Origin of the sequence: Collinsella aerofaciens (assembly GCF_002736145.1) — a bacterium.
Lineage (GTDB): Bacteria > Actinomycetota > Coriobacteriia > Coriobacteriales > Coriobacteriaceae > Collinsella > Collinsella aerofaciens_A.
Genome location: NZ_CP024160.1, coordinates 2,040,149 through 2,066,240 on the forward strand (window position 1 = coordinate 2,040,149; position 26,092 = coordinate 2,066,240).

The following is a 26,092-nucleotide window of genomic DNA, read 5'->3' on the forward strand; positions in this document are numbered from 1 at the left end:
GGTATCCTTCCGGTAGTCGTTCGACCGGATGGCCTCCCCCTCGGCACTCACATTACCAGCCGCGGCACCTGCCCGGCACTTTCCTATCAGCCGTCGGGGGCGGCGCGTCCCGCGCCGGCAGCACCCAACGGGCCCTCCCGGGGGGCAGGGACGTTCGGCCGTGCGCGGGCGCCCGGTCGGCGGCCCGTTCTGGGCGCGCCTCAATCGTAGCCCGAGACGGTCCCGGGCTGACAATTTCGACTGTAATGGACGTTCTTAAACGACTGATCATTCAAGAACGTCCCCAATGACTACCCGCAGAATGAGCGTGGCTGACAGCCGGGCGACGCCGGTCCGCGTGGCGGCGTATAATCGGCGGCAGATGACTTGGACGTTAGGAAACCATGACCGATAGCATGCAGCAGATGGCGCTCGACACGCTCGGCGCCTATTTTGGCTACACCTCGTTTCGCCCGGGGCAGGACCGCATGGTGGATGCGATTCTTGCTGGCCGCGATGCGCTCGGCGTTATGCCCACAGGCGCCGGCAAGTCTATCTGCTACCAGGTCCCCGCGCTCATGCTGCCCGGCATCACCTTTGTGGTGAGCCCGTTGCTGTCGCTTATGGAGGACCAGACCCGCGCGCTGCTCGCGGCGGGTGCGCGCCCCAGTTATCTCAACTCCAGCCTTACGCCGGCTCAGCAAAATACCGTGCTCAAGCGGGCGCGCGAGGGCCGCTATCAGCTTATGTACGTGGCACCCGAGCGTCTGCTCGAGCCGCGCTTTTTAGCCTTTGCGCAGGAAGCCGCGGCGGACGGTGGCATTGGCGTGCCGCTCGTGGCCATTGACGAGGCCCACTGCGTGAGCCAGTGGGGCCAGGATTTTCGTCCCGCCTACCTGCAGATTCGTGAGTTTATCGATTCGCTGCCGCGGCGCCCCATCGTGGCGGCCTTTACCGCCACGGCGACCGAGCGTGTACGCGCCGATATCCAGCAAATGCTCGGCCTGCAAAACCCGGCGACCGTGGTGACGGGCTTCGATCGCAAGAACCTCTACTTTGGTTGCGAAGAGATGGGCGACAAGGCCAAGACCGCGTGGGTGCGCGACTATGTGATCGCGCATTCGAGCGAGAGCGGCATCGTGTATTGCTCGACCCGCAAGACGGTCGACGCGCTGGCCGCGGAGCTTGCCGAGGCACTGGGCCCCAGCGGCATTCGCGTTGGCCGCTACCATGCCGGCATGGGCAACGACGCCCGCCGCCAGAGCCAGCGTGCCTTTATCGACGACGACATTCAGGTGATGGTTGCCACCAACGCCTTTGGCATGGGCATCGACAAGCCCAACGTGCGCTATGTGATTCACAACAACGTGCCCGAGAGCATCGAGGCCTACTACCAGGAGGCTGGCCGCGCCGGCCGCGATGGCGACCCGGCCAGCTGCCACCTGCTGTGGAACGGCAACGATTTTCGCATGCGTCGCTTTTTGATCGACCGCGGCGATGCTGCCGACGAGGCGCTCGACGACGAGCAGCGCGCGTGGGCACTCCAGAACCGTTATCGCCTGCTCAGCCAGATGGAGGGCTACTGCAATACCACCGGCTGCCTGCGCGAATACATGCTGCGCTACTTTGGCGACGAAGCCGCGGCCGAGCATGCGGTTGTGGCTGCTGCGGGCGGCACCGCAGACGACGCCGAGGGCTGCGGCAACTGCAGCAATTGCCTCACGCAGTTCGAGGTCGAGGATGTCACCGATATGGCCCGCGCCGCCGTGCGCTATGTGGCTACGCGACCCATGCGCTTTGGCAAGTCGCTCATCGCCGATGTGCTCCACGGCGGCAACACCGAGCGCATTCGCCAGATGCATCTGGACGAGGACCGCGGCTACGGTGAGCTGTCGAGCGAATCGGTCGGGCGCATCAAGGACATCATCGGCCAGCTGTGCGGCCGCGGCTACCTGGCCACCTCGCAGGGGCAGTACCCGGTCGTGGGGCTGGGCCCGCGTGCCACCGAGGTCGAGGATGAGGCGTTTGCCTTTACCGTTAAGCGTCGCGCGTCCAAGCGCAAGGTCTCTGCCCGCGCCCGCCGTGCGGTGGATCTGCTGCGCGAGGAGGCCGAGCTGGATCAACGCCCGCGCGTGGGCGACGATGCCGAGCTGTTCGAGCGCCTGCGTGCCCTCCGCAAGGAGATCTCTGCGGAGCTGGAGATGGCGCCGTATATGGTCTTTTCCGACAAGGCCCTGCGCGGCCTGTGCCGCCTGCGCCCGCAGACGCGCGACGAGCTGATCCAGGTCAACGGCATTGGCGAGAAAAAGGCCGACGCCTTTGGCGAGCAGTTTATGGCGGCGATTGAAGAGTTTGAGTCCGAGCATGCGCGGGATGGAGCGTAACGATGGTAGCCGATAGCAAGACCGAACGTTCCGAGCGCGCCGAGGTGTCCGCCGTGCCGCTGTACCAGCAGGTCATGGACGACCTAAAGGGCGAGATCGCGCGCGGCGTGTACGCTGCCGGCTCGCGCATTCCTTCCGAGATGGAGCTCGCGAAGTCCTACGGCGTGGGGCGCGTCACCGTGCGTCGCGCCATCGAGGAGCTGTCGCGTGCGGGGTATCTCAACCGCCAGCAGGGGAGGGGCACCTTTGTGTGCGCTCCCAAGCTCAAGCGCAAGATTCGCCAGAAGGGTGACGTCCAGAGCTTTACTGAGGGTTGTGCTGCCAACGACATGGTGCCGGGTGCGCGTCTGGTGTCGCGCACGGTGGTCGCGGCGACGCACGAGGACGCGGCGTTCTTTGGCGTGGAGCCCGGCTGCGAGCTTATCGTGGTCGAACGCGTGCGCACAGCCGACGGCATCCCTGTCATGCTTGAGAACAACGCCTTTGTGCTGGCCGACCATCCCTATCTGCAGACGCTTGCCGACAAGGACCTCACGGACAATTCCATCTTTGCGCTCGTCGCCGAGCATTCGGGTCGCGCGCCGCTCAAGTCCGACCCCTGCACCGTGGAGATTGCGCTGGCGGATGCCCAGGCGGCTCCGCTGCTGGAGGTGCCGGTCGGCGAGCCGCTCTTCTATATGGAGGCCTACTTTACCGACGCCGGCGGGCGCTCTCTACTGCTCGGCCGCCAAAAGATCGTGGGCTCGCGCTACGTGTTCGACATCTAACATCCACAGATAGAACAACATAGAACAAGTTTGGCGAAATGGCTTCACGAGCGTCATCGTGCGTGCTATAAATAGGACAACATAGAACGACAGCAGGTACGATCCGCCGTCGCTCAAAGCCGCCCCACAAGGAGGAACATCAGGATGAACGCACATGATCTGGTTCAGGAAATCATCGAGCGCAAGGGCAAGATTGAGAACGTCTTTTGGATTGCTTGTGGCGGTTCGATGATCGACCTGATGCCGGCCAACGAGCTGCTCAAGCGCGAGGCCACCACGTTTACCTCGACGGTCTACACGGCACGCGAGTTTTGCCTGATGGCCCCCAAGAGCCTTGGCGAGAAGTCGCTCGTTATTGCCTGCAGCCACAGCGGCAACACGCAAGAGGTCGTCGACGGCTGCGAGACGGCGCTGGCGGCCGGTGCCGAGGTCGTTGCCCTCACCGACTGCGAGGGCTCCAAGATCGACAACGGCAAGTGGACCACCTGGGTCTACCCCTGGGGCGAGGGCGTGCCGCAGGCCGAGGTGCCTCAGGGCATCGGCGCTCTGATCGCCGCCGAGCTGCTCGACCAGCAGGAAGGCTACGAGGCACTCGCCGACATGTACGAGGGCCTAAAGCAGATGGATGCGCTGCTGCCCGCCGCCCGCGAGAAGGTCAACGCCGAGCTGGGCGCCCGCTTTGCCGAGCTCTGTCAGCAGCACAAGTTCTTCTATATCCTGGGCTCCGGACCCAACTTTAGCCAGACCTACGCCATGGCCATCTGCTCGCTCATGGAGATGCAGTGGCAGCACTGCTGCTACATCCACTCCGGCGAGTACTTCCACGGTCCCTTCGAGGCCACCGAGCCCGGCGTGTTTTACTTTGTGCAGCTTGGCGCAGGGGAGTGCCGCCCCATGGAGGAGCGCGCTCTTGCGTTCCTCAACACGCACACCGATACGGTTATGGTGCTCGACGCGCTTGAGTACGGCGTGGGCGAGGTGCCTGCCAGCGTGCGTTCGTTCCTGGAGCCGATCTTCTTCTACAACATGAGCTGCGAGCTGCGCGCCGCCCGCGGCAAGGTGTTTGACCACAGCCCCGAGGTTCGTCGCTACATGGGCATCGAACAGTACTAGGTACCGGGAATTATCTTTTTTGACGGGGTTTGCGCTGCGCGCGGGCCCCGTTTTGCGTTGTGGCGGCCGGATTCGTGTCTGCGCGAAAACGAAGGTGAATACTTTTCCGCGAAGTGAACGACCTATTTTGGGCCCCCGAAGCATCCACACTTTTTGACGCCAAAACTGCAGGAAAAACTTGGCGAAACCGCAGGAAGCGGCGTCTGAAAAGTGTCGATGCTTCGGGGGCTCGTTTTTGCTCGTTCACTTCGCGGAAAAGTATTCACCTTCGATTCGCAAGGGCACTGTGTGAGTCAAAAAAAGCGGGCCGCGCCGGGGATTTCCGGCGCGGCCCGCTTGGTATCGCGCTTAGATTCGCGAGATTGCGGCAGCCAGCGGCCTACTTTGCGTCGTAGGCCTCGGCGTCCCACCAGTCGAGCTGGGCGATGTTGTCGCGGATGTGCTGGCAGCTCTTGTGGAAGCCCTCGAGCTCATACTCGGACAGGTCGAGCGTGTAGACCTCTTCGACGCCCTCGGCGCCGATCACGCACGGCAGGGAGGTAAAGATGCCCTCCTCGTCATACTGGCCGGTCATGAGCGTGGAGGCGGAAAGCACGGCGTGCTCGTTGTGCAGCACGGCAGCGCAGACGCGCGCGGCGGAGTTGGCGACGGCGTACTCGGTGCACTGCTTGCCCTGGTAGGTCACATAGCCGCCCTTGCGCGCGAGCTCCTCGACCTCCATGTGGTCAAAGGCGTACTTGTCGGGGTTCTCGGCCTGAAGCTCGTTGAGGCTCTTGCCGGCGATGGTCGCGGCCTTAAAGGCAGCCAGTTGGCTAAAGCCGTGCTCGCCGATCATGTAGGCGTCGATGGACTTGGGGCTCACGCCGACCTTCTTGGAGATCTCGGTGCGCAGGCGGGCGGAATCCAGGCCGCAGCCCGAGCCGATGATCTTCTTGGGATCGTAGCCGGTCAGGTGCCACAGCTCGGTGCACACGACGTCGCAGGGGTTGGAGATGCTTACGAAGATGCCGTCAAAGCCGGCGTCGACGATGCGCTTGGCAAAGGTGCGGGCGGCGTCGGTGGTAAAGAACAGCTCGCCGTCGCGGTTGCCGGCGGCCAGCGCGACCTTGCCGGCGGCGTTGACGATGACGTCGCAGCAGGCCAGCTCCTCGTAGTGGTCGTAGCAGTTGACGATCTTGGTGTTATACGGGACAAACGAAAGGGAGTCGCGCAGGTCCTGGACCTCGGACGTCACCTTGGCCTCGTTGATATCGCACAGGTACAGCTCGTCGGCAATGCCCTGCATGAGCAGGCTGTTGGCGACATGTGCTCCTACGTGGCCCTGGCCGACCACACCGATCTTACGCGTCTGGTACATATATGTATCCTTTCGGCCGAGTTTTTCGCGTCGAACCATTGTAGCGTCCAGCTGCCACTTTGCTAGACTAAAGCGCCGTAGATTTTTGGGACATGCCTTAATCTCTACTTTTGGAGTGATTTGGGCCGCTGACGGCATCGCTGGTCGATGTGCTCGCGCGGATGGGGCCGCTCGTTGTACCATAGCTGCAACTGACTCGTAAGGAGCATCCATGCCCATTCGTATTCCCGACGCCCTTCCTGCCGCAGCGCAGCTTGAGAGCGAGAACATCTTTGTCATGACCGAGTACCGCGCGCTGCACCAGGACATCCGTCCTCTGCGCGTGCTCATCCTCAACCTCATGCCCACCAAGATCGCCACCGAGACGCAGATCATGCGCAAGCTCTCCAACACGCCGCTACAGGTGGAGGTGGACCTGCTGCGCACCAAGACGCACGAGGCCACGCACGTGAGCGCTGGCCACCTGGAGACGTTCTACCGCACGTTCGACGACATCCGCGACATCCACTACGACGGCCTGATCATCACGGGCGCGCCGGTGGAACAGATGCCGTTCGAGGAGGTCGACTACTGGCCCGAGCTCTGCCAGATTATGGATTGGTCCACCACGCACGTGCACTCTACGCTGCACATTTGTTGGGGCGCGCAGGCGGGCCTGTATCACCACTACGGTATCCAGAAGCACGACCTGCCGGCAAAGGCGAGCGGCGTGTTCGAGCATCATCTGGTGAAGCCGCAAAGCCCGCTGGTGCGCGGCTTCGACGACCGCTTCTATGCCGTGCATTCGCGCAACACCGATGTGCGCCGCGAGGACGTGGAGGCCGAGCCGCAGCTTGAGGTCGTGGCCGTGTCTGACGAGGTGGGCCTGTACATCGTCAAGTCGACCGATAGCCGCCGCTTCTTTGTCTTTGGCCATCCCGAGTACGATACCGACACGCTGCGTCTGGAGTACGAGCGCGATGTGAAGCGCGGACTCAACCCGGAGGTGCCGGCGCATTACTTCCCAGGTGACGACCCCACCGCCGAGCCGCGCAACGTCTGGCGCAGCCAGGCTCAGCTGCTCTACACCAATTGGCTCAACTACTACGTCTACCAGACCACGCCCTACGATCTAGCCCGCGCCGGCGAGGAGCACTAGGCTGTCGGGAGGTACGCTGGCATTTAGGCGCTGACGATGTTGGGCAGCGGCAGATCGTGGGCGTCGGTGGGAACGTGGTCGACACGCTGCTCGTCAAAGGCGATGCCGACGATTTGACATGCGGGCGAGAGCATGGGCAGGTAGCGGTCGTAGCAGCCGCCGCCGTAGCCCAGGCGCGCGCCGGTGCGGTCGAAAGCCACGAGCGGCACGACAACCATGTCGAGCTCGGCGGCGGGCACGATGGGGAAGTGGTCGCTGTCGACGTCCGTGGCTGCGAAGGCCCGCGTAGGGTGGGCGATAAACGGGGCCTCGGACGCATCGCCGGCAGAGACTGCCCGCATGCACATGCACTGGCCACAAGCCATGGCGTCTGTTGCCGAGAGCATGCACGGATAGGCCACGCGCCAGCCGCGTTTGGCGGCCGCAGCGGCAAACGCGGCAGGGTTGACCTCGGAACCCATCGCGGCATAGACGGCAACGGTGCGCTGGCCCGCAGCGCCGCTGGACTCCAGCAGCTCAACAAGCCGCGCGCATACAACAGCAGACTTCGCCGCCCGAACATCCAAATCAATAGCATCGCGCCGAGCAATCACCGCCCGCCGCAACTCAGCCTTATCCATCCCAGCCTCATCTCCCAAACCTACCAAAAAGGGACAGGTTTATTTTGGCAGGTTTTATCTGGGCAAACGCGATATGGGCAGTAAAGCCACCGCAAATATGCCTGTGAACTGCGCCCTTTGTGGTTGTTTGGGCCTATGCGTTAATGCTATAACGCCGCAGCGATTGCTTCAGTCACAAACTTATTGAGTGACTCACCCTTCTTTGCCGCTGCCAGCGCTGCTTGCTTGTGGAGCTCAGAGCCCGTTCTTACGTTGAACGACCCCTTAAAAGCCCGCTCAGGTTCCTTGCCCTTCTCGGCGCAAAACTCAAGGTAATCGTCGACGGCGTCGTGGAAGCATTGCTCCACTTCTTCAGCCGTGGAGCCTTCAAATACGATTGCGTCTCTAATGCCGGTGACCATACCTGTGAGCACATGCTGTTCGGCATCGAACTCGACTGGGGCGAAATAGCCCTTGTATGCCAAAACGTTACTCATGACTACCTCCGACATCTTGCAGAAATCGAACGATGTTTCGAATGGTCCCCGCTGTCAATTCGTCAGATGGATGTGGCACGTGCATTACGAACATCCTGCCATCTGATGGCCTGTAGAAGCGAACGCGCGATCCGGATGTCTTGCCTTTGCTGTCCATTTCAAAGCCATATGAAGCCATGACTTTTAAAAAATCGGTATACCGATATGTCGAAGGGCAGCTAAGCAGTTGGGCGATGAGTTTATCGATCCGAGTCATCCCGCCTCACATTCTGCAACTATATCCTAGTTGCAATTTAAGTCCGATGCAAGCACCCCTACTATAGAACATGTGTACGTATAGAACAAGTGTTCGAACTAACACAAAGGCACCTGTGAACTGCGCCCCTTTGCGGTGGTTTGGGCTGAATGATGCGCAACAAGGGCTGCATTTTTGGGTTTACCGTCATGGTGGAAGGAATGAACCGAAAGGAGCCCGCCATGTTTTGTCGCTCGTGCGGCACGCCGCTTGTCGACGACGCCCTCTTTTGCCCCGTATGCGGTGCGCCCGTAGCACCCGACCAGGTCGCGGCCACGCGGCAACCCCAGCCTGCCACGCCCGCTCCTCAGCAATACGTGCCCGTGCAGCAGTCCGTGCGGCGCAAGCGTTCCAAGAAGCCCCTCATCGCCCTCGCCGCGGTACTTGTCGTGGCGGCGGGCATCGGTGGCGGTGCACTGTTCTACTTTACGCGGATTGCGACCACGCCTATCGACGAGAAGACCTTCCCGGATAGCGGCATGCGTGCGCTTGTCTCGACCAAATACGACACTAACGGTGACGGCTGCATCTCACGCGACGAGGCCAAGGCGGTGACGTCGGTCGAGCTGGATGGCATCACGTCGACGCAGGGCCTAGGCAAGGTGTTCCCCAACGTTACCAGTGTGGAATACGGCGGGGACAAACTCGTCAACCTGGACCTCTCGGGCTGCGGAGACCTTAAAACCGTCGAGCTTAACTCGGCGAGTAATGTCACCGCCGTTAACCTGGACGGTTGCGACAATATCGAAAAGCTCGACCTTTCAAATGCCGGGGAGCTCAAAAGCGTCGATCTTTCGGGCAAAAAGAAGCTCGCCACGTTGGAACTGCCGCAGGATACGAAGGTTAGCGGCATTAAGGACACGCAGCTTGACGAGCTGTGGCTGCCGGTGTCCTACGAAGGCACCGATAAATCGGACCAGTACGGCGATATCTACGAGATCGAGCGTGACGAGAACGGTTACGTCACGGGCTTCACGTCTGCCGTCAAGCAAGGTGGCGGCGTAAGCTACAGCGTTGAGCATGACGAGACGCATCGTATCTCTGAGATTGAGGAAGATCTGGCGGGCGGTTATGCGAACGTCAACACGTTTACGTACGACGCCGACGGCAACGTCACGCGCATCGACTGCGATGCCGACGTGAGCGATTCGTCGAGCACCACGACGTTTACCTACGACGCGGACGGAAACCTGATCAACGAGACGACCCATGCGGGTTACGGCGAGAGTACGAGCACGTATGTCTACCAGGACGGCAACATGGTGACCAACACCGATACCAGCCCGGCCAATCCTCGGACGGTCGTGTATTCGTATGGATACGACAAGGATCGCGTGACGTCCTTTACGCTGGACAGTCAGGGCGACACCGTGGGCACCAGGTGGACAATCACCGCGGGCTACGAGTATGACAAGGACGGCAACATTTCGCGTATCTCGCCTGTGGCATATGACTCGCACGGCAACGACTACGGTTCGCTGAGCTCGTACGCAGCGGTGGATTATTCGTACAGCGATGGCAAGCTCGACAGGATCGATTCCGAGCGCGGCGGCTATGCGGAGTTCTATTACGACGACCACGGCAATCTGACGTCGGTCGACGAGTATGCCGGTCGCGGTTCGGATGCCGAGTTTGAGTTTGAGCATGAGGTCGAGTACCAGCGCTACTTCTGCAGCAAGCACGAGAAGAACAAGCCGGAGGAGTGGATTCGTCTGGATGCAGAGTACGACGTCGACCAGGGTAGCTGGAGCAATGACTCCGATTACGGTCGTGAGTGCTTTGCAACCATGTACAAGCTCGATTCGCTGGCAGCCAGGCTGAACCCGTTTCTCAAGTAGCAGCTCGCTCGCAAACCACCCAAAGGGACAGACACCTTTGGGTGGTTTTTGCTGAAGGGCGGGTGTCTGCGGCTCTTTGTCTCAATCTGTAACAGTAACTCGGCAAAAATGGGCCTAGCTGTTACAGATCGAGACAAAGAGCCGGCGTCATTCGGAAACGTCTCGATCTGTAACAGCTGGAGCCGATATTGCCGCCTAGATGTTACAGATCGAGATAAAACTGGTGGGACGGGCTGAGCTGTCCCGCCCAAGCGGCGGAAAAAGAAAAGGTAGATTTTCAGGCATGCCCCAAAAATCTACCTTTGTGGTTAGCCCAGCAGGTCGACGACGTTAAAGCCGGCGTTGCTCTTGGCGATGACGTCGCGGCCGCCAAAGACACAGGTTGGCGATGCGGCTGCGATGCGCGTCACATCGGCGCCGAGCGAGCGCAGCTCAGCGGGTGTGGCCGCGAGCATCTGGGCGCGACGCTCCTCGCGCGCGTGCGGGTCGAGCCCGGCCAGGTAGGTCGTATTGCGGCGCTTGGTGAGCGCGTACGGCTTCACGGGCGCGTCCATGCCGCTCACGCAGCTCACGATAAAGCCCTCGAAGGCGGCCTCGTCGGGCTCAAAGCTGCCGAGCCATTCGCCTGCGCGCGCCACACGCTCAATCGAGGGGTCGATTGCTGGGTCGCGGTAGGTGTAGAACGCCGTCTGACGCTCGCCGGCCGCGCGGAATCCGCAGCCGTACGCACCGCCCTTCACGCGGATCTCGTTCCACAGGTAGTCGTAGGAGAGCGCGTTGGCGGCAACCGCCCAGGCGCCCGTCACGTTGATGCCCAGGCGACGCGGGTCGCACGCGCTTGCCGCAAAGCAGATTTCGCTGGGGATAACGAACGCCTCGTGACGGTCGTGCGGCTCCGGCACCACGAGCGTGCCGCTGGCAGCGCCGTCGCCAGCGGCAAGCCCCAGGTCGCCCGCGGCGTCCCAGTACGCGTCAAAGTCCTCGTCGCTGCCGGTAAAGCTCGCCATGCAGCCATCGGCCACAAAGATGCGGTCAGCCAGCTCGGCAAGCTTGGCGCGCAGGTCGTCCAGTCGCTCGTCAAAGTGCTCGAGCAGATCGCGCAGGAACAGGTAGAAGTCCACGCCCGAAAGCTGCTCGCGCACCACGGCCGAAGGCGAACTGTAGCTCATCGCGCGACCGAGCGCCGCCGAGTGTCCGTTGTTGATAAAGCCCTGCTCAAGCCCAATGCGAATCTGCGTGAGCACGTCGCGAACGCGGTCGGCGTCAGCATCGAGCAAAAGCGTGCTCGACCACACCTCGCGCGGCAGGCTCGCCAGCGCGTCGATCTTTTCGGACAGGGCGCCGGCGCTCACCAGCAGGTAGGGGCGCACGCCGTCCACGTCGGGCTGGGTCATGACCTCGGTCGTAAAGCTCAAAAAGCCCAGCTTGCCGGCGAGCAGGTTGTCGAGTTCCTCGGCCGAATGCTCGCGCGTGGGCAGCTGTTTGAGCAGGCGGCAGAGCAGCGTTACGTAGGGCAGGTCCTCAAATGCGACGCAGCTCAGGTCGAAATACTGCATGGCATAGGCCAGGCGGTTGGTGGGGATGCCGTGGCGCAGGCAGGGGATGGGCGCGGTCGTGTCCACAACGAGCGGCGGCTCGGGGCGCGCCTCGCCAATGTCGGACACGCGCAGGCGCGGCAGCGTTGCCTTGTCCTCGGGCGTGTCCTCCGCCTCCTGCGCGGCACGCAGCACGGCCGTGCGCTCGACCACCTCGGCCAGCTCGGCATCGGTCATGGCGTCGCGCTTGGCAGTCAGCTCGGCGGCTTCGGCACCCTCCGCACCCTCGGCAGCGTCTACCGGAACCAGTTCGACCAGCGCCATGTGGTTGTTCTCCAGCACCAGCTCGCGCAACAGGTCCTCAAAGTAAGTGCCGTTCAGCTCGCCGCGCAGCTCCTCGTACACCGGGCCATACTTGAGCGCCAGCGTCGCGGCGTCGTCATCGTAGAGCCACGTGCTCAGCGCGTCGCACGCAATGGCCACGCCGTCGGCGATGCCATAGTCGCGTTGGCGCAGGTCGTACTCGTTGCTGCTGATGATGGCCTCCAGGCGTTCGCGCGGAACGCCATGCTCGCACAGGTCGCGGCAGGCGTCTTGGAACACGCGACGCAGCTCGCGCGCCACGCCGGGCTGCGCGTTTTGCAACATGATGAGCTCGTAGGGCTGCAGGCTCTCGGCCGCGGTGTAGCTCACCACGTTGCCGCCCAGGCCGGCGGCCAGAATGGCCTTCTTAACTGGCGCTTCGTTGGAGCCCAGCAGTGCCTCGAACAGGATGTCCGCGGCGATCGTGCGCTTGCGGTCGAGCGCGCTGCCCAGCACCAGACCCAGGCCTACCAAGGCGTTCTCGGGCGTGGTGGCCATCTCGACGCGCTTATACTCGCAGGTCACGGGTGCCTGCACGCCCAGCGGATTGGGTGACAGCACGGACGGGTCCTCGCCGGCGGCAACGGCTGCGTCCATGCGGCGGCTCGCGGCGCTCGGCTGCGACAGGTAGCGCTCGTCCAAAAACGCCAGCGCGCGGTCCACGTCCAGGTCGCCGTAGAGCGTTATATAAGAGTTAGAGGGATTGTAGTGGCGCGCGTGCGTATCCAGGAACTGCTCGTAGGTGAGCGCAGGGATTGCGCGTGGGTCGCCGCCGCTCTCGTGCGCATAGGCGGTGTCGGGATAGAGCGCGGCGTTGACGGCGTCGTCCAGCACACTCATGGGGTCGGACAGCGCGCCCTTCATCTCGTTGAACACCACGCCGTTATAGCGCAGCGTGCCCTCGCGCAGGCTCGCGGAGCTGCCGTCGCCCTCGCCCTCGGCGCCCTCTGGCAGGTCCAACTCGTAGTGCCAGCCCTCCTGCTCAAAAATGGTGGGCTTAGTGTAGATGGCCGGGTTGAACACCGCGTCCAGGTACACGTCCATCAGGTTGTACAGGTCCTGCTCGTTGGTGGTGGCAACGGGGTAGATGGTCTTGTCGGGGTAGGTCATGGCGTTGAGGAACGTCTGCATGGAGCTCTTGATCAGGTCGACAAACGGCTCCTTGACGGGAAACTTGGCCGATCCGCACAGCACCGAGTGCTCAAGAATATGGAACACGCCGGTGGAATCGGCCGGCGGCGTCTTAAAGCCAATGGCAAAGGCCTTGTTTTCGTCGTCGCACGCCAGGTACAGCAGGCGAGCGCCCGAGGCAGTGTGGCGCAGCACGTAGGCGTCCGAGTCGAGCTCGGGCACGGTCTCGCAGCGCTCGACGGCAAAGCCGTGGCAGGTGGTGCCGGGCACCAGCAGCGCGGCAGCAGCGGCGCGCGGGTCGGTTGAGGTAGTGGACATATGTAGTCTCCTTTGACGCCCCAGCGGGGGCGAATCGAGTCGAATCCTCGAGAGTATACCCATATGGGGCCGCGGCTCTGCAGCGAACTGAAGACGATGCCAGCGGATTGGCATGGGCCCCGCGTGTCCCGCCAAATGAGCGTGGATTTTCGGACGAAATAATCCGTCGCAGGCCCAAATGCCGTCCAATTATCCACTCCCGCACACCTTTCGTCTCCAACCGTGAGATGAGAGATAGACGAGAGGCGTATACGAAAGATGGCTGTACAGCAAAGAGCCAAACAATAAATAGTGCTGTTAATAGTGCTGTTTGGTTGGTGATTGTTTTTTCAGTAAAAACACTTACGAATAAAGCAAGTTGCAAACAGCTGCCCCCTTATTTCGTGCTCATTTTTAAGGCGAGAAATTGCCGTCATATGATCGGACGAGTTACAACGATTGCGATTTAGTATTTGGCGCGGATGCGGTCGATTTCGATGAAACGCTAGTTGACCACGCGGTAGATTGCACTTTCTCCCAGACGCCCCGGCAATGCGCAATAAGCCAGATAACAAAGCGATTGCCGGCGCGTCTATCCATGGGGAATTCCGGGAAAGCTTCTGCGGACAGTCAAAAGATTCGTCGGCCCCAAGCGGATTAAAGGTATTTGCATAAGACGTCATTTAACTAGGGACGATGCATATTGAATCGTTCAATGAACTTGCACGCTGTGTCCAACAATGCCGAGTGTTGTTTTAAGGGGCTTGATGAAAGAACAGAATCAAAATACTACTTGCATAGTTAGTTATATAAAGTATTATAACGTTATGGGATGAATGAAGGGTTCATCTAAGTGAGTTAGGAGTAAGGGATGTTCAATTTCGATGAGCCTCGTTACGAGAAGGTTGTGAGCGATGCCCTCGCTCTCCGTCCTCAGATCGAGGCTGCCGTGGACAAGGTCTGCGAGCAGGGCTATTCCAACATCTTCTTCATCGGCTGCGGCGGCACCTGGGCCCACACGCTCCCGATGAAGTACTGGGTCGAGACCACCACGGCCGACGTCGACGTCCACTGCGAGATCGCCGCCGAGTTCCTCGCATGCCCGCCCAAGGCCTTCAACAAGGACTCGGTCTGCGTCTTCTCCACCCGCACCGGCACCACCCCCGAGATCATCGAGGCCGCCAAGTTCTGCCAGGAGCAGGGCGCCCGCACGCTGATGTACGTCTCCAACGACAACACCCCGGCCACCGAGTACGCCGACTACAAGTTCTTCAGCTTCGCCGAGGACGACGTCCTGTGCGAGGCCATCTACACCTACCAGATCACGCTGGTCGCCCGCTTCCTCAAGAACGCCGGCGCCTTCCCCAAGTACGACACCTTCATGGAGGAGTTCGGCAACATCGCCCCGTACCTCATCAAGGCCAAGGACGCCCAGGACGAGCGCTGCGCCGCCATGGCCGAGGACTTCAAGGACACCGACTACCACATGGTGATCGGCTCCGGCATGCTCTGGGGCGAGGCCTACGACTACGCCATGTGCATCCTCGAGGAGATGCAGTGGATCAAGACCAAGTCCATCCACGCCGCCGAGTTCTTCCACGGCACCATCGAGCTGTGCGAGGAGGGCACGAGCCTCATCATGCTCTACGGCGAGGACGACACCCGCAAGCTCATGGACCGCGTGGACAACTTCACCCACATGCTCGCCGACGAGAAGGGCGTCAACGTCCGCGTGAACAAGTTCGACACCGCCGAGGTCGAGCTGCCGTTCAGCGACCCCGAGTTCCGCAAGATCGTCTCCCCGATGGTCACCTACACCATCACCGAGCGCCTGAGCTGCCATCTCGAGCACGTCCGCAACCACCCGCTCACCACGCGTCGCTACTATCACCAGATGAACTACTAAAGCAGCTTTCAACGGCCGTTATTTTGCTCGGAAATAATTCGTTATGTTGCGTTCGTAAAACAATGCAAACAAATGTCGCAGTCTCGTTCTAGGGAGCCATGCCGGAGCTGGCCGCTTGAGGTCGTATTTGCTTGGACTCGACCATGCGGCTCGTTGGCATTTCACGGTAGCGACTTCAAGGAGAAGAGGGGCATTTTTGCCAAATGCCCCTCTTGTTTTCGCCACAAGTGGCATTCGACACCTTCATATGAAGTGATTGATATTGTAGACGGTTCAAAAATAAGATTGAACCGTCTATTTCTTTCAAAATAATACGTAATAGGTTATCTTATAACGTATAGAAGTTTCATAGAATGTTGTACGGAGAACGTTATGATTAACCCAACTAGTGCTGTACCGCTATATGTACAAGTTGCTGATGATTTGCGTCGCCGTATTGAGATGGGCGAGTTTTCCGAAAGTGGCGTGTTGCCTAGCGAAAATGGTTTTTGCGAAGAATACGAGGTTAGCCGTGCGACGATACGGAAGGCAATTCAAACTCTTGTGGATGACGACGTGCTTGATACGCGTCATGGCAAGGGCACATTTATCCGGCAGCCTAAAATCGTCTCGAGCTTGAGCACGTTTAAGGGTTTCACTTATTTTTGCCATGAAAATAATATCGAAACCTCGTCTCGTGTTCTCGCTCTTCAGGAGGTCGAGCCGCCCGTTGCCGTCCGTCGTCATTTGCGAATGGAAGAGAATGAATCTGCGGTTTACCTCAAACGCGTGAGGTCAATTAACCACATAAATGCAATGATTGAACATATTTATCTTCCAGTAAAGAACTTCGGGTTTTTACTGGGTGTCGATATGGAGAACGCATCACTTTATGAAACGATTGAGAGAGAGACGGGGCTGCGACTAGAGGATAATTGTTTCCCGTCTATTGTGCTTGAAGCAGGGCTTGCTACGGATGAGGAGAAGCGCATCCTTAATATCGCAGGAGAAGCTGCGATGTTTATATTGAGTGAGACCGTTTATATGAGCACTGGTAAGCCAGTGCACTTTACTAAGCAGGTGATGTTGGGTGATTATTTCAAATACTTCTTTTCGATTAAGGCTAATCAACTCGGCATCAACTGGCAGGGACTTGAAGCCGTTGAGTGCAGAAAGCAATAGGTTGAATAATGGTTAAAGTGGAGAGCGCTGTTCCATTGTATAAGCAGATCGTTCACGATCTTGTGAGTCGAATAGAAAGTGGCGTATATAGCGAAGGGGATAAGCTTCCTACTGAGACGGAGCTTATGGAGGAATATGGCGTTAGTCGTATTACCGTTCGATCGGCAATCAAGGAACTAGAGGATGCCGATATCGTTGAGCGCACGCGAGGGAAAGGGACTTTTGTTACCACGACACGCAATGCCTATGCAGCCGATGACCAGGAAAGCTTCACCCATTCCTGCATTCAAGAAAATAAAAAGCCTTCTACCGTAGTGCTCGAAGTAGCTTGGATTTATCCTACGCTGCGCGACGTGCGTTTTCTTCAGGTCCAGGAGGACGAGAATATTCTTCAGACTAGACGTTTGCGCTTAGTCGATGGCGTGCCAACGATGTTGGAAACCAATAGCTACACTCCTTCTCTTGCCTTTTTGGAACATGAAGATTTATCGGGTTCTCTACTTGAGGTGCTGGGAAGACGCCATATCGAACTTGGCAATAACGAGCGAACGTTGCAGGTGTGCTTTGCAAGTGCTTACGAGGCAGAACATTTGAATGTAAAGCCGGGATCTGCCCTTTTATTATTTGTAGATAAGCGTTGCAGCGCGCAGGGAGTGCCATTGTTTATTTCGCGGCAGGTGTACTGCACTGAGCGCTTAAAGTTTTATCTCTAGCGAAAGCCAAACCCCGGATCTTTCTTAACCGAATAACAAGAGATTGAAAACGCCCCGACAAAGGGGCGTTTTTTTGCCGTTTACGGGCGAATTATTACCGCTTAGGAAGCTTGATTGATCTGTCTTGACAAAGCAAAAGTTTCGAGGATACTGTAGATAACAATACAAAATATAACGTTCTATTAACAGATGATTGACTGAGATTGGGAGATAAATGAGGAAGTTGCTCTTGGCCAGCCATGGGCCACTTGCTAGAGCGATGCGTGAAACGCTCCAGCTATTTTGCGGTGAAGATCCTCGCGTTAAGGTGCTATGCGCATATGTCGATGAGGACACGATGGATGTAAACGAGTTGATAGATTTTTGGGACCGTTCTCGCGACCCAGCAGACCAGTGGATTGTCATCACTGATGTCTATGGTGGGTCAGTGAATAACGCTTTTATGGAAAGGTTGGGTGACGATTCTCTAAGGCTCATTGCCGGCATGTCGCTACCACTAGTGCTCGAAGTGTTTTCGAAATTGAGCACACTTGATGACGCCGAGCTCGCTGCATTGGTTTCAAGTGTCCGCCAAAAGGGCACATGCCTATGTTCGCTGCCAAATTCGGTAGAAGAAGACGAGGATTTTTGAGAAAGGAACAAAGATGATTAAGCTGCTGAGAGTTGACCATCGCTTGCTTCATGGTCAGGTTGCCATGACTTGGACGCAAGAGCTTGACACCAATTGCATTTTGATTGCCTGCGATGCGGTTGTGAAAGATGACGTGCGCAAGACGACGCTTAAGCTGGCACGTCCGGCAGGCGTCAAATTGGTTATCAAATCGGTCGATGATTCTATCGAGGCTCTTAGGAGCGGTGTGACCGATAAGTACCGTTTGTTCATTGTCGTTGAAAGCATCGAAGATGCTTACCGCCTGGCAAAGGGCTACAGCGAAATCGAGCATATCAACATTGGAGGAACGAAGCCGCGTGAGGGTGCAGATGTACGCCTATCTTCAACGGTTTTCGCTACCGATCGCGACGTGGAGCTTCTACATGAGCTCAGTGATGCCGGAATCGAGGTGGAGATCAGGCAGGTACCTAGAGACGAGAAGATTTTGATTTAAGCACATACAATAGAAAGGGGATCCCTCATGTTGACTCAAGCGATCCTTATCGGCCTCGTCGCAATGTGCGTGACATTTGAGTGGGCACTTGGCACTTGCCTTGCTTCTCGCCCGATTGTCACGGGCGTCCTCATCGGTCTTGTGATGGGTGATTTGCAGACGGGCATTATTGTCGGCGCCACGCTTGAAATGGTGTTCATTGGATCGGTTACCATCGGGGCGGCCGTTCCGCCTGACGTTATCACCGGTGGTATTTTGGGCACTGCCTTTGCAATTTCGACGGGTCAAGGCGCTGAAGTTGCGCTGACGCTCGCTTTCCCGATTGCGTCGCTTTATCTCATCATTGATAACGCGCTTACGCTGATCGTGATGCCGTTTTTCGTCCATAAAGCGGACGACTGTGTGGCAAAGGGCGACCTCAAAGGTATGGAGCGGATGCATCTGCTTGGTGGATTCATCGTCAAATCGCTTCCTCGCTTTTTCGTGTGCTCCCTTGCTTTCTATCTCGGAACGCCGGTTATGAACGCGGTGCTTAACGCAATTCCCGAGTTTGTAAGTAACGGCCTGGTTATTGCGGGTGGATTCATCCCTGCGCTCGGCATTGCACTGCTCGCTTCAATGATTGTCAACAAGCAGACTGCTATTTTCTTCGTGCTCGGGTTTGCGCTCTGTGCCTACATGAGCATTCCAATCCTTGGTATTGCCATCATTGGGCTTTGCCTCGCAGTAATCCTCGTGGTGGTCCAGCCAAACTTCATTGCTCAGACGCCACAGCTTAGTTCGGAAGGGAGCTTCGACGATGACGACTTCTAATGACACCAGTTCCAACAAGATTACAAAGCGTGATCTAAAATCGGTATTTTTCCGTTCGCTTACGATGGAGTACTCCTGGAACTACGAGCGCCAGCAGCACATGGGATACTGCTTCTCTATGCTTCCCATCATTCGTCGCGTGTATAAGAATAAGGATGACCAGGCTGCTGCTGCTAAGCGTCACATGGAGTTCTTCAACACCACTCCTTATGTCTCAACATTAATTCTGGGCATTTCGGCAGCGATGGAAGAGGCAAACGCTAACGAAGAGGATTTTGACGAATCCTCCATCAACAGCGTAAAGGCCGCTCTTATGAGCCCGCTGGCCGGCATCGGTGACTCTCTGTTCTGGGGAACGTTGCGTGTCATCGCCACTGGCTTGGGTGTGTCGCTTGCTATGCAGGGTAACATTCTCGGCCCGCTTCTCTTCCTTGTCGTATTCAATGTTCCGCATTATCTGATTCGTTGGTTCTGCCTTAAATGGGGCTATGGATTCGGAACCAGTTTCTTGAGCAAGATCGAGAAATCTGGTCTTATGCCAAAGCTCACTATGGGGGCTGCAATTCTCGGTCTTATGGTTATCGGCGCTATGGTGCCCAACCTTGTATCGGTCAGCGTGGCTGGTTCTCTCGGTACCGGCGACAGTGCGCAGACTATCCAAAGCATCATCGACGGTATCATGCCGAGCCTGCTGCCGCTGCTTGTGACACTTGGAGTCTACGAACTCGTCCAGCACAAGGTCAAGATTGCTTGGATTCTCGTTATTCTCATGGCGGTTGGTATCGTCGGCTCCTTCTTCGGAGTGTTTGCAATCTAAATAGTTGATTTCGCCGTCTGGCCCAATTGAATTAGAAAGGTATATCTCATGGTTTCATTTGATGAACAGGCAATTCTCGATAACGGTGCTTATATCTACAATCAACGTGCCGAAATTGAACGCATTGCTGACGAAATTTGCGAAAAGGGTTTCGATTCGATTTTCTTCACCTCGTCAGGTGGCTCGCTTGCGATGATGCAGCCGTTTGACTATATGGTTTCTGTTATGTCCGATATTCCCGTCCAGTCCCAAGTTTCGGCAGATTTCCTCACGGTTGGCAATCGGCGCATCGGTAAGGGGACCTTGGCGTTCATGGCGTCCAAGTCGGGCGACACCAAAGAGACGGTCGCGGCGGCAAAGGCGGCAAAAGACGCAGGCTGCACCATTGTCTCTACGCTTGGCGTGGACGGTTCACCGCTTGGTGAACTTTCCGATTATGGAGTGATCTATAAGCAGGGCCGTCCTATGGAGCTCGTGCTGTACTTTCTGATTGGAAAGATTCTCAAGAACAGGGGCTTTTTCGATGACTACGATCGCTTTGCTGATGAGCTTGTGAATCTCCCCGCTGCTCTCGTTTCCGTCGGCAAGAACGCTGACGAGATGGCTCGCGCATATGCTCTGAAGCACAAGGACGATCCGTATCAGATTTGGATTGGTTCTGGCAATCTGTGGGGCCCCACGTATTCGTTTGCCATGTGTGTGCTCGAGGAGTCCCAATGGCTGCGCACCAAATCCGTTACATCGCCTGAGTTCTTCCATGGCACTATCGAACTTGTTGAGCCGGGCGTTTGCGTCGCGCTTGCAATGACGGAGGCGCAGACTAGGCCTCTTGATGAGCGCGTTGCACGCTTCTGTAAGCAATATGCGGATGATTTCACCGTATTCGATACACATGATTATGAGTTGCCGGGTATCAGTGATGAATTCCGCTGGATGCTTTCTCCGGTGGTGCTCAATGCCATTCTCTCGCGTGTGAGCAAGAATTTCGAGCAAATTCGTGACCATTCGCTCGACATCCGCCGTTATTACCGCAAGGTCGAGTACTAATAAAGACCGTATGTGATGGGAGGCGTTGAGGTGAAAATCGCAGCAATTGGTGACAACGTTATTGATCGCTATCTCAACAAAGACGTTATGTATCCTGGTGGCAATGCCGTAAACGTCGCTGCCCATGCAAGCATGCTTGGCGCACAGGCAGCGTATATTGGGGAGATCGGCAACGACCTGGGAGGGCGAATAATCACCGATGCCCTTTCTTCGCTGAACGTTGACCTTTCGCAATCATCTATGCCTGAAAAAGCGACAACCAAGACTTGCGATGTAAATGTTTACAACGGTGAACGTGTCGAAGTTGGTTACGATACGGGGGCTTGCTGGGCGCACAAAACCCATATCACCGATTCTGATGTCAAGTTTCTTCAGGGATTCGATGCGGTTTTTACCAGCGTCAATGCAAAGCTGCAGGATGATGTGCACCTAGTTCAAGATCTACCCGCTGTGGTGGTTTACGACTTTTCCGTTAAAGATAAGTATCGAACCGACGCATATTTCGATCTTGTTTGCCCTGCTACAACTCTTGGTCTGTTTTCCTGTTCCGGCGAGAGCGATCAACAGATTCAGGTTCTATTGAAGAGGGCCATAGAGCATGGTTGTCGCTACACGATTGCTACACGGGGATCTGCAGGGCCTGTGTTCTTTGACGGTTCCCGATGGTACCAGGGAAATATAAGACCCGTAGATGCGCTTGACACCATGGGCGCGGGAGATTCGTATATCACTGCGTTTGTTGTGAGCTGTCTCTCGCGTGGCTGGAGTAAAAAGCAACCGCTCGATGCGGAGATCATTCGGGATGCAATGGAATTCGCTGCTGACTATTCAGCTAAGAATTGCCTTAAACCCGGCGGCTTTGGATTCGAGCATAAACTCGCCGAGATGAAAGACGGCCAAGCTTCCATTTCCTAGAAAGGTATTTTTTTAGGTCATTAAGTATTAATACGTAGTGAAATGACAAGTTGTCAATTGAAACGAATTTCACTCTATTAAACGAAGGGATATTAGATATGTTCAATTTCGATGAGCCTCGTTACGAGAAGGTTGTGAGCGATGCCCTCGCTCTCCGTCCTCAGATCGAGGCTGCCGTGGACAAGGTCTGCGAGCAGGGCTATTCCAACATCTTCTTCATCGGCTGCGGCGGCACCTGGGCCCACACGCTCCCGATGAAGTACTGGGTCGAGACCACCACGGCCGACGTCGACGTCCACTGCGAGATCGCCGCCGAGTTCCTCGCATGCCCGCCCAAGGCCTTCAACAAGGACTCGGTCTGCGTCTTCTCCACCCGCACCGGCACCACCCCCGAGATCATCGAGGCCGCCAAGTTCTGCCAGGAGCAGGGCGCCCGCACGCTGATGTACGTCTCCAACGACAACACCCCGGCCACCGAGTACGCCGACTACAAGTTCTTCAGCTTCGCCGAGGACGACGTCCTGTGCGAGGCCATCTACACCTACCAGATCACGCTGGTCGCCCGCTTCCTCAAGAACGCCGGCGCCTTCCCCAAGTACGACACCTTCATGGAGGAGTTCGGCAACATCGCCCCGTACCTCATCAAGGCCAAGGACGCCCAGGACGAGCGCTGCGCCGCCATGGCCGAGGACTTCAAGGACACCGACTACCACATGGTGATCGGCTCCGGCATGCTCTGGGGCGAGGCCTACGACTACGCCATGTGCATCCTCGAGGAGATGCAGTGGATCAAGACCAAGTCCATCCACGCCGCCGAGTTCTTCCACGGCACCATCGAGCTGTGCGAGGAGGGCACGAGCCTCATCATGCTCTACGGCGAGGACGACACCCGCAAGCTCATGGACCGCGTGGACAACTTCACCCACATGCTCGCCGACGAGAAGGGCGTCAACGTCCGCGTGAACAAGTTCGACACCGCCGAGGTCGAGCTGCCGTTCAGCGACCCCGAGTTCCGCAAGATCGTCTCCCCGATGGTCACCTACACCATCACCGAGCGCCTGAGCTGCCACCTCGAGCACGTCCGCAACCACCCGCTCACCACGCGTCGCTACTACCACCAGATGAACTACTAATCCTTTCAAATTGCTGCTGTTGCCTGCAGGCGAGCTGTTCTGAACGTCTCGCCTGCAGGCTTATTTCTGGGGTTAATCAGAATAGTTGCCCAGTACCTCCTAGTTGCGCTGGTCGCATTATGGCGTCTATGGACGAGTAAGCATTTGGCATTACGATGCTTGGTCGTCCGCTGTTTACGAGCCTGTTTGTCGGCTTGATCCTTGGCGATGTCCAGCAGGGAGTTATCGTCGGCGCTGCTTTGGAGTCTATGTTCATGGGCGCCATCATGGTCGGCGCGGCGGTTCCTCCCGAGGTCTATGCCTCCGGCGTGCTTGGCTGCGCGTTTGCCGTCATTACGGGTACGGGCACGGCAACTGCCGTCGCGCTCGCCCTTCCCGTCTCCGTCTTCCTTCTCTACTCCGTGATTAACTTTGCAACGCGTATCGTCGCCGCCCATCTGGGATACGACCTGGGAACCAAGTTTTTGCAGCAGTCCGAAGAGAACAACCTTATGTCTCGCATGACGCATGCTGCCGGTGTCCTCGGAATGACCGTTATCGGCGCCATGATTGCGGCGCAGGTCTCACTGTCCACTGCTTTGACCTTCGACGTGGGTGGTTCGGAGATTGTCCTGCAGGATCTGTTCGATTCGATCTTCCCCGGTCTGCTGCCCTTGCTGGCAACCTTTGCCTGCGTCGCCCTCTACAAAAAGGGCGTCAAGACCATTTGGATCATCTTGGGCATCTTTGCGATCTGCATTATCGGAACGGGCTTGGGAGTGTTCGCGGCGGCGTAATGTTGACTGCTATGCTCGCGCGTTGGATAACTAACTGACCGTTTGAAAACGGGGCTCGGCGTAAGGCCGGCCCCGTTTTTTTGTTTGAGGGATTTTCCGACCGTCCAATAATCCAGGCCCATGCATCACTCACGTATCTCTCATCTCTCACTCATCTCTAATATGAGAGATAACAGAAAGATGAGAGATAATTACGAGAGATAACTGAGAGACGAAGGAAATCTATTCGCGGCATTCTTCGCAGAACCGAGCGAAAGGACGTGCAGATGAACGAAAACGAACTGACCGGTCTGCTCGAGTCTTTAAGGCGCATGGGCTCGGACGATCTTAACGTTGAGGCCAAGGAGAGCGCCACGACGCTTTCCCGCGACGTATGGGAAACGGTCAGCGCTTTCGCAAACACCGCCGGCGGCATCATCGTACTCGGAGTGAGTGAGCGCGCGGGTTTTGTCCCAGTTGCAAACTTTGAGACCGAGAAAGTGCTCAACCAATTCGTGGCGGGCATGGGCGATGCCGGCGGTCGCGGAAAGCTGGCCAATCCGCCCAAATACACCATTGAGCGCGTGGAGCTCCAGGGCACCGTGGTTCTGGTCATCACGATTGAGGAGCTCGACCCGTCGAGCAAGCCTTGCTATGTCATAGAGCGGGGCGCTCAAGGTGGCAGCTACAAACGCATCGATGACAAAGATGTCCCGCTTTCGTCGACCGAGGTTTTGGCACTGTCGTCATATGAACGGACGAGTCCTAGCGATCGCGATGCGGTGCTCGGCACGAGTGTGGGCGATCTCGACGAGTCGCTGGTCGACCGCACGATAGAGCGTGCCTATTCGTTGACACCTCGAGCGATGCGCGGTGCGGCGGACAAGAAGACAAAGATGGAGCGTCTGAATTTCCTCGACTTCCAGGGCAATGTTACCAAGGCCGGCCTCCTTGCCGCGGGCGTTTACCCTCAGCAGTTCTATCCCAAGCTCTTCATTGATGTGGCTGTCCACGTGGGAACTCGAAAGGGAGCTGCGGGGCCACTAAGGTTTATGGACCGCACAATCTGTGAGGGAACGCTGGGCGAGATGATCTCGGATGCTGTCGCGGCCGTCGCCAAGAATTTGCGGCGAACCTCGACCGTCCAAGGCGTCTCGCGCGTCGACTCGCTGGAGATTCCCGAGGAGGTTCTGCGCGAGGCAATCGCCAACGCCGTAATCCATCGAGAATACGGGGATCGGTTCTGTGGACAATCGATTGCCGTCGACGTCTTTGACGATCGTGTCGAGGTGACGAATCCTGGCGGCCTTTACGGGGGAAAGACTCGCGAGAACTTGTTTGACGGCAGCTCCCGATGCCGTAACGCGACGCTCGTGAAGCTCATGTCGATTGTCCCGCTGCCGGATGGCGCAGGTTCGCCGGCTGAGGGCAATGGCTCGGGCATCCCGATGATGATCGATGCCATGCGCGCGCATGGTCTGGCCGAGCCCCTGTTCTGCCCGGGGTTCGATCGGTTCAAGGTCGTACTTTACCGTTCAAAGATCGAGCCGGTCGATCATGGCGGGGGCTTAATTGTGACGGCACTCAAACACTACGGCGAGCTGGGGACGCGTGAGCTGGCAGAACACACGGGGCTTACAATTTCCCAGGTTAGGTCGCGCGTCAACGCGCTCATTGCTCAAGGCGAGCTTGAGCCCACGGCGCCGGCGACGAGCCGCAACCGCAAGTATCGACTGTCAGAGCGCGCGGAATAAATGCGTTAGTGGACGAGGCGACCCAATAATCGACCCTCAATTGGCGCCCACTAAGGTAAAGCGGTTGTTGCTCAGTCGACGGTGATGCTAAAGACTCGGCTTACGCCGGCATGGCCCCGAACCCGTCCATCAAGAACAGCCTAAGAACCAGCTTGATGGCATATCCCGGTTTGACTTCTGCCGCGTCAAAGACGTGGCGCTCGGCGAGCTCGCTGCAGTATGCGTAGATGTCGCGGATAAGGTCCGCGCCCGAAAGCGTAAACATGTAGCCTGCGTCCGAAAGCGCATTGGGTGCGGCGGGCAACTTGGCCATGTGGCAGAACGTTTGCAGGTCGGGCGCCATAACATTCTGGTAGTCGAGGTGGCCGCTGGCATCCTGTGCGGCAAGCTCCAATTGGCGCACAAAATCCAGTGCCGCCGCTAACACAAAGCTCGGCGTAGGCGCATTGACGTCCTGAGTGGTCGCCACAAGCCTGCCCGCCGCCTGCGTGACAAGCCAGGCGACCTCGCGCTGGCAACGCACAGCCTTGCGCGTAACCGGCTTGATGGACGAAGAAGAAACGCTTCCCTTAGGCGGATTCGAAGCAGCCATAAGACCCTCCCATGAACAATCCGGCCCAACAAGCCCGGATGAAACACGTGCTACATCAGTATACAGGGGAGTGGGATAGCGGGGTAC

General features: G+C 57.8%; 23 protein-coding genes. 17 read left to right on the top strand and 6 right to left on the bottom strand.

The genetic code is table 11. The features are described from left to right. The first annotated feature begins 383 nt into the window (after positions 1-383). The 3 genes from CSV91_RS08845 to CSV91_RS08855 all read left to right on the top strand — a co-directional run bounded on the left by CSV91_RS08845 (position 384) and on the right by CSV91_RS08855 (position 4,243). Positions 384-2,363: a RecQ family ATP-dependent DNA helicase gene (locus tag CSV91_RS08845; RefSeq protein WP_099432586.1), complete on the top strand. Its 1,980-nt coding sequence runs from the start codon at positions 384-386 to the stop codon at positions 2,361-2,363. A gap of 2 nt (positions 2,364-2,365) precedes the next feature. Next, positions 2,366-3,130, top strand: coding sequence for a GntR family transcriptional regulator (locus CSV91_RS08850; RefSeq protein WP_099432587.1), 765 nt, complete (start codon positions 2,366-2,368; stop codon positions 3,128-3,130). Positions 3,131-3,274: 144 nt separating this feature from the next. Next, positions 3,275-4,243 (top strand): SIS domain-containing protein, encoded by a 969-nt coding sequence (locus tag CSV91_RS08855; RefSeq protein ID WP_099432588.1) that lies wholly within the window; start codon positions 3,275-3,277, stop codon positions 4,241-4,243. Positions 4,244-4,622: 379 nt separating this feature from the next. Here the strand turns inward: CSV91_RS08855 and CSV91_RS08860 are convergent, their stop codons facing one another. Beyond that, entirely contained in the window at positions 4,623-5,600 is a 978-nt protein-coding gene (locus CSV91_RS08860) for an L-lactate dehydrogenase (RefSeq protein ID WP_099432589.1), read from the bottom strand. Between the two features lie 211 nt (positions 5,601-5,811). Between CSV91_RS08860 and metA the strand changes: the two genes are divergently transcribed. Continuing rightward, complete coding sequence (gene metA / locus CSV91_RS08865) at positions 5,812-6,738, top strand: homoserine O-acetyltransferase MetA (protein WP_099432590.1); 927 nt, start codon at positions 5,812-5,814, stop codon at positions 6,736-6,738. A gap of 23 nt (positions 6,739-6,761) precedes the next feature. Here metA and CSV91_RS08870 read toward each other — a convergent pair whose 3' ends face one another. The 3 genes from CSV91_RS08870 to CSV91_RS10285 form a co-directional block, all read right to left on the bottom strand. Further along, positions 6,762-7,358: a 5-formyltetrahydrofolate cyclo-ligase gene (locus tag CSV91_RS08870; protein ID WP_099432591.1), complete on the bottom strand. Its 597-nt coding sequence runs from the start codon at positions 7,356-7,358 to the stop codon at positions 6,762-6,764. Positions 7,359-7,504: 146 nt separating this feature from the next. Continuing rightward, on the bottom strand, positions 7,505-7,834 hold the full coding sequence (locus CSV91_RS08875) for a type II toxin-antitoxin system HicB family antitoxin (RefSeq protein ID WP_099432592.1): 330 nt from the start codon (positions 7,832-7,834) through the stop codon (positions 7,505-7,507). Next, positions 7,827-8,090: a type II toxin-antitoxin system HicA family toxin gene (locus CSV91_RS10285; protein ID WP_099432593.1), complete on the bottom strand. Its 264-nt coding sequence runs from the start codon at positions 8,088-8,090 to the stop codon at positions 7,827-7,829. The genes CSV91_RS08875 and CSV91_RS10285 overlap by 8 nt, the downstream gene beginning before the upstream one ends. Positions 8,091-8,311: 221 nt before the next feature. Here CSV91_RS10285 and CSV91_RS08885 point away from each other — a divergent pair, with 221 nt between their 5' ends. Further along, positions 8,312-9,967 (top strand): zinc-ribbon domain-containing protein, encoded by a 1,656-nt coding sequence (locus tag CSV91_RS08885; protein ID WP_172622477.1) that lies wholly within the window; start codon positions 8,312-8,314, stop codon positions 9,965-9,967. Between the two features lie 308 nt (positions 9,968-10,275). Here the strand turns inward: CSV91_RS08885 and CSV91_RS08890 are convergent, their stop codons facing one another. After that, a complete protein-coding gene (locus CSV91_RS08890; protein WP_099432595.1) occupies positions 10,276-13,314 on the bottom strand; it encodes an insulinase family protein in 3,039 nt (1,012 codons plus the stop codon). An 850-nt stretch (positions 13,315-14,164) separates the two neighbouring features. Between CSV91_RS08890 and CSV91_RS08895 the strand changes: the two genes are divergently transcribed. The 12 genes from CSV91_RS08895 to CSV91_RS08950 all read left to right on the top strand — a co-directional run bounded on the left by CSV91_RS08895 (position 14,165) and on the right by CSV91_RS08950 (position 25,413). Continuing rightward, a complete protein-coding gene (locus CSV91_RS08895; protein ID WP_099432596.1) occupies positions 14,165-15,199 on the top strand; it encodes an SIS domain-containing protein in 1,035 nt (344 codons plus the stop codon). Positions 15,200-15,571: 372 nt separating this feature from the next. Further along, positions 15,572-16,360: a GntR family transcriptional regulator gene (locus tag CSV91_RS08900; protein ID WP_099432597.1), complete on the top strand. Its 789-nt coding sequence runs from the start codon at positions 15,572-15,574 to the stop codon at positions 16,358-16,360. An 8-nt stretch (positions 16,361-16,368) separates the two neighbouring features. Then, positions 16,369-17,073 (top strand): GntR family transcriptional regulator, encoded by a 705-nt coding sequence (locus CSV91_RS08905; RefSeq protein WP_055287651.1) that lies wholly within the window; start codon positions 16,369-16,371, stop codon positions 17,071-17,073. A 214-nt stretch (positions 17,074-17,287) separates the two neighbouring features. Beyond that, positions 17,288-17,704, top strand: coding sequence for a PTS sugar transporter subunit IIA (locus CSV91_RS08910; protein WP_055287649.1), 417 nt, complete (start codon positions 17,288-17,290; stop codon positions 17,702-17,704). Between the two features lie 13 nt (positions 17,705-17,717). Continuing rightward, on the top strand, positions 17,718-18,179 hold the full coding sequence (locus CSV91_RS08915; protein WP_099432598.1) for a PTS sugar transporter subunit IIB: 462 nt from the start codon (positions 17,718-17,720) through the stop codon (positions 18,177-18,179). A gap of 27 nt (positions 18,180-18,206) precedes the next feature. After that, positions 18,207-18,992, top strand: coding sequence for a PTS mannose/fructose/sorbose/N-acetylgalactosamine transporter subunit IIC (locus tag CSV91_RS08920; protein ID WP_055310757.1), 786 nt, complete (start codon positions 18,207-18,209; stop codon positions 18,990-18,992). Beyond that, a complete protein-coding gene (locus CSV91_RS08925) occupies positions 18,979-19,809 on the top strand; it encodes a PTS system mannose/fructose/sorbose family transporter subunit IID (protein ID WP_055310758.1) in 831 nt (276 codons plus the stop codon). Before CSV91_RS08920 ends, CSV91_RS08925 begins: the two co-directional genes overlap by 14 nt. Before the next feature lie 48 nt (positions 19,810-19,857). Further along, entirely contained in the window at positions 19,858-20,856 is a 999-nt protein-coding gene (locus CSV91_RS08930) for an SIS domain-containing protein (RefSeq protein ID WP_099432599.1), read from the top strand. Between the two features lie 30 nt (positions 20,857-20,886). Further along, positions 20,887-21,771 (top strand): PfkB family carbohydrate kinase, encoded by an 885-nt coding sequence (locus tag CSV91_RS08935; protein WP_099432840.1) that lies wholly within the window; start codon positions 20,887-20,889, stop codon positions 21,769-21,771. Positions 21,772-21,869: 98 nt separating this feature from the next. Then, complete coding sequence (locus tag CSV91_RS08940; protein WP_099432596.1) at positions 21,870-22,904, top strand: SIS domain-containing protein; 1,035 nt, start codon at positions 21,870-21,872, stop codon at positions 22,902-22,904. Positions 22,905-23,059: 155 nt separating this feature from the next. After that, positions 23,060-23,680: a PTS system mannose/fructose/sorbose family transporter subunit IID gene (locus tag CSV91_RS10180; RefSeq protein ID WP_172622478.1), complete on the top strand. Its 621-nt coding sequence runs from the start codon at positions 23,060-23,062 to the stop codon at positions 23,678-23,680. 266 nt (positions 23,681-23,946) lie between these two features. Beyond that, positions 23,947-25,413 carry an ATP-binding protein gene (locus tag CSV91_RS08950; RefSeq protein WP_099432600.1) on the top strand — a complete coding sequence of 489 codons (1,467 nt, stop codon included), beginning with the start codon at positions 23,947-23,949 and terminating at the stop codon, positions 25,411-25,413. A 100-nt stretch (positions 25,414-25,513) separates the two neighbouring features. Here CSV91_RS08950 and CSV91_RS08955 read toward each other — a convergent pair whose 3' ends face one another. Then, positions 25,514-26,005 carry a hypothetical protein gene (locus CSV91_RS08955; RefSeq protein WP_099432601.1) on the bottom strand — a complete coding sequence of 164 codons (492 nt, stop codon included), beginning with the start codon at positions 26,003-26,005 and terminating at the stop codon, positions 25,514-25,516. Positions 26,006-26,092: the final 87 nt, after the last annotated feature.